5 protein-coding genes are annotated in these 3,143 nt (G+C 65.5%); 2 read left to right on the forward strand and 3 right to left on the reverse strand.

Going from position 1 to position 3,143, the window contains the following annotated elements; all coding sequences use genetic code 11:
- Positions 1-230: LacI family DNA-binding transcriptional regulator (locus tag EN780_RS30850; RefSeq protein ID WP_133372789.1), on the reverse strand; the 230-nt coding region annotated here is incomplete at its 3' end.
- An 87-nt stretch (positions 231-317) separates the two neighbouring features.
- Here EN780_RS30850 and EN780_RS39065 point away from each other — a divergent pair.
- Positions 318-548: a hypothetical protein gene (locus EN780_RS39065; protein WP_189556876.1), complete on the forward strand. Its 231-nt coding sequence runs from the start codon at positions 318-320 to the stop codon at positions 546-548.
- A gap of 215 nt (positions 549-763) precedes the next feature.
- Here EN780_RS39065 and EN780_RS30860 read toward each other — a convergent pair whose 3' ends face one another.
- On the reverse strand, positions 764-1,138 hold the full coding sequence (locus EN780_RS30860; protein ID WP_128276169.1) for a DUF423 domain-containing protein: 375 nt from the start codon (positions 1,136-1,138) through the stop codon (positions 764-766).
- 36 nt (positions 1,139-1,174) lie between these two features.
- Positions 1,175-2,428 (reverse strand): multidrug efflux MFS transporter, encoded by a 1,254-nt coding sequence (locus EN780_RS30865; protein WP_128276170.1) that lies wholly within the window; start codon positions 2,426-2,428, stop codon positions 1,175-1,177.
- Between the two features lie 117 nt (positions 2,429-2,545).
- Between EN780_RS30865 and EN780_RS30870 the strand changes: the two genes are divergently transcribed.
- Positions 2,546-3,143, forward strand: a 598-nt coding sequence (locus EN780_RS30870; RefSeq protein WP_133372790.1) for a GntR family transcriptional regulator, incomplete at its 3' end; no start/stop codon positions are given.

Genomic DNA, 3,143 nt, shown 5'->3' on the forward strand with positions numbered 1-3,143 from the left:
GTGCAGACGCCGATGGCGTTGACCTTGCCGGCGCGCAGCAGCCGGCCCTTGGGGTCGGGACCGGCATAACCCATCGCTTCCGCCACCGCCTTTACCCGCTCGCGCACTTCCGCGCGCACGATCTCGGGGCGGCTGAAGACGTTGGAGGCCGTGCCGTGCGAGACCCCGGCGGCTTTGGCGATATCGGCCAGCCGGATGGGTCGTGCCTGGCCTTCGACGAGTGCTGCCATGTCAGTTCTCCGAACCTCTAGCGCTGCAATACATGGACGGGGATCGATCTCCGGTCCATCTATCATTTTTTTGGATCGATTCAAATATTGCTTGACTTCATCGCCTGGCGGCGTATTCTTGAATCGATCCAATCGGCAATTCGGCCGATGGAGCAAGTTGAAAAGGAGGGTGCCATGCATCCGGTCAACTTTCTGTTCGAGGACGTCTACCGCAACGATTGGGGCATTGCCTCGGCTACGCTCAGCGAAAAGCGCCGCGGCAAGGCAAGTCCATGGAAGCGCGAGCTGCGCTTTATCGTGGATCGTAAGCGCGGCTGACCGATCCGCTTTTCTGCATCGATCGATTGGATCGATTCAATTTTCGGGAGAACAGTCATGCATCCGATAAGCCATCTGTTCGAGGACATCTATCGCAACTACTGGGGCATCTCACCCGCTAGCGACCGGCCCGAACGGCGGCGCCTGACGAGGCCGGCGGTGCGCAACCGCGACTGGTGGCAAGACGCAAGCGCCGGCAGGACTGATTCCCGACCTCAGGGCCGGTTCTGGATCAGCGCCGATCCCGCCATCGCCAGCCAGCCGGCGATCAGTAAGGTGCCGCCGATCGGCGCCGACATCGGGAACAGCCGCGATCCCAGGAAGTCGCGGGCGAGAAGATCGCCGCAGAACAGCACCAGACCGACAAGCAGGAGCAGGCTCGCAATTCGCAACGGGCGGCCGGCGCCGATCAGCCCGACGGCGAGGAAGACCGGCGCATGCATCAGCAGGAAGGACGCCGCCGTGCCGACGAAGGCGCCGCCGAGATGCGCCGCCGCGGCCGACAGCGCCACGCCCGCCGCGCCGCAAAGGCCGCCGGCAAGAACGAGGATGCGGCTGCCGGTTTTTGCCGGGTGTTCGGCCAAGCTCATGGATGTCTCCGTCGTAGCGAGCGATACGCAGGCCGCTCAGGGCTTGCCGGGTTCCAGCACCATATGCCTTGCCCGCCGCGACTGGACAATCCAGTTGTAGACCGCGCCGCCGGCCATCAGCACCGACGTGCCCAGAAAAACCGAGCGCATGCCGAAATGGCCACCGGCGAAGCCGCCGAGCAGTGGCCCGGCCACCTGGCCGACATACTGCGCCGAAATCGACAGGCCCAGCACGTTGCCGCCGACGCCGTCGGGAACGTTGTGGCGGATGACGCTGGTGATGCAGGGCAACAGGCCGCCCAGCGCCAGGCCCATCAGGAAGCGCAGGCCGATCAGCTGCCAGCCCTCGGTGACGAAGGCCTGCGGGATCAACAGCAGGGCCGAAACGCCAAGTGCCGCGATCACGACGTTCCAATGGCCGATGCGGTCGGCCAGCCTGCCCAGCCACGAGGCCGACAGGATGGCGCCGAGCGCCGCCGCCGACATGACGACGCCGGCGACCAGCGTCACCCGGCCCTGGTCCTCGATCAACTGCTGCACATAGACGGTGATGATCGGCTCGATCGACATGGTGGCGAAGGCAAGCAGCATGCCGGTCGCCAGCATGGCTACGACCGGCCGCTTGTCGGGGATCTGCGACCAGCCGCTTTTCGGCTTTGACGCAGCTTTGGTTTTGGCGGCCGGCGGGCGAGGGGTCTCCTTGATGAGAAAAGTGGTCGCCAGGAAGGCGAGAAAGATGACGCCGCCCGACAAAAGGAAGGTGGCGCGGATGCCGATCACCGGCGGCAATGCGCCGCCCAGCAACGGGCCGACCAGGGAGCCTGCGGTGATGCCGGCCGACAGCACGCCTAGCGCCCAGCCGGAACGCTCTTTCGGCGTCTGCATGGCGACCAGTATGGTCGAGCCCGACGAATAGCCACCGGCAAAGCCGATCAGGAGACGCAGCAGCACCAGTTGCCAAACGGTCTCGACCATGCCGGTCAGCGACATGCAAATGGCCATGCCGAAGCTTGCCCGCACCAGCATCAGCTTGCGGCCGTAGCGGTCGCCGAGCCGTCCCCACAGCGGCGCCACAAGTGCCGCCGCAAGGAAGGTGGCACCATAGGCGATGCCCGACCATTGCACGATCGCCGCATGGCCCTTGGCGCCAAGCTGCTCGACATAGAGCGGCAGGAAGGGCAACAGCAGGGTCATGGCGATGAGCGTGCTGAACGAGCCGGCAAAACAGACGGCGAGATTGCGTCGCCAGTGAACATTGTAGCCGCCGTGTTCGCTGCCGTGCTCGCTCATGTCATGCCTGCCCGGTCAGGGGGATTGTTGCGGATGCCAATTTGGGATACCAAGCTGGTATCCGTCATGAACCTCAACCTTGTCGCTGTCAATGCGACCGTTATCAACGGAACCGCCATGTCGCAGATGCAGAGCGTCGAACGGCAGCTTCGCGAAATGATCCTCGGCCTCGAGATCGGGCCCGGCGAGCGCCTCACCGAGCGCTGGATCGAAAGCCGCTTCGCCGCCTCGCGCACCCCCGTCAGGGCGGCGCTGCTGCGGCTGGAGACCGAGGGCCTGATCTGCCGCGACGGACGCGGCTGGACCGCCTCGCCCATCAACCTCGCCGAGCTCGAGCAGATCGCCGTCTATCGCGAGGCGGTCGAGGTGGCTGCTATCCGGATCACCTGCGCCCTGGAGGACAAGAGTGCCGTGGACCTCATCGAGGCGATGCTGGACTCCTGCGATGCCGCCACAGCGCGCGAGGAATGGCACCGCGTCGGCATGGATTTCCACATCGAGCTGGCCAGGCTTTCCGGCAACGACTTCCTGTTCCGGGCGGTACGCGATGCGATGACCAGGCTGTCGCGCGCCCGCTGGTTGGAGGTGCGCGACGAGGCGGCACTTGGCCGTGCCTGGGCCGAGCACCATGCTGTGCTGGCCGCCGTGCGGGCAGGCGATGCCGACGAGGCGGCACGGCTGCTTTCAACCCATATCGTCGGCAGCCGCGACCGGC

Source organism: Mesorhizobium sp. M4B.F.Ca.ET.089.01.1.1 (assembly GCF_004022605.1).
Lineage (GTDB): Bacteria > Pseudomonadota > Alphaproteobacteria > Rhizobiales > Rhizobiaceae > Mesorhizobium > Mesorhizobium abyssinicae.